At 50.8% G+C, this 706-nt stretch carries 1 pseudogene; it reads left to right on the top strand.

The window, feature by feature from the left end:
* Positions 1-189 precede the first annotated feature (189 nt).
* Positions 190-706: pseudogene (locus E3E28_RS10690) on the top strand (hypothetical protein); the annotation flags it as partial.

Genomic DNA, 706 nt, shown 5'->3' on the forward strand with positions numbered 1-706 from the left:
ATCTACGATTACTGGAACTACGTTTATACTGGTGGAGCGGCCACGATGGTCATTTTTGGAGATGAGAATACGGTAGTATCTAAATCGGGCTTTACGGTTGTGAATGAGATTGATGTTATACCCTCGGCTTTTAACGTTCAGTTCAGCATAAAAGACGGTTTCACGGGCCAAAGCCTAAGCGGCGTAACGGTGAAAGAAGGAGATACGGTTTTGGGCACGATTGACGACGGCGGGACGCTGGAGCTCACGAGGGGCACTCACACCTTGACTTTCGAGAAGCAGGGCTACTGGAGCGTTACTAAAACGATTGACGTCCAGGGCGACACGACCGTTTCAGTCGAGATGTATCCCGATTTGGCCGCCTTCAAGCTCGAAAACTTCCCTGCTGAGATTAAGACCTACCAGAACACTATCTACGAGCTGACTTTCACCCTAAGCCCAATACAGACTTCCGCGACCTATAACACCTACTTGAGTATTTCCGGCCTTTCTGATGTTATAGAAGTCCGCAAGGACGGCTCTGTCATCTCGCCCGAGGGTGGGAAATACTATCTCGGCGACATAAGCGGCCCGACACAAATTAGCATCAAGTTCAAGGCCGGCGCGGTGGGAACCCACGGCTTCACTATCACCCTCACATCAAACGACGCCATTATGTCAAAGACTTACACGACGACCAAGCAGGTGACTTACACCGTCGAGCCGC

It is taken from the genome of Thermococcus sp. 21S9 (assembly GCF_012027635.1).
Taxonomy (GTDB): domain Archaea; phylum Methanobacteriota_B; class Thermococci; order Thermococcales; family Thermococcaceae; genus Thermococcus.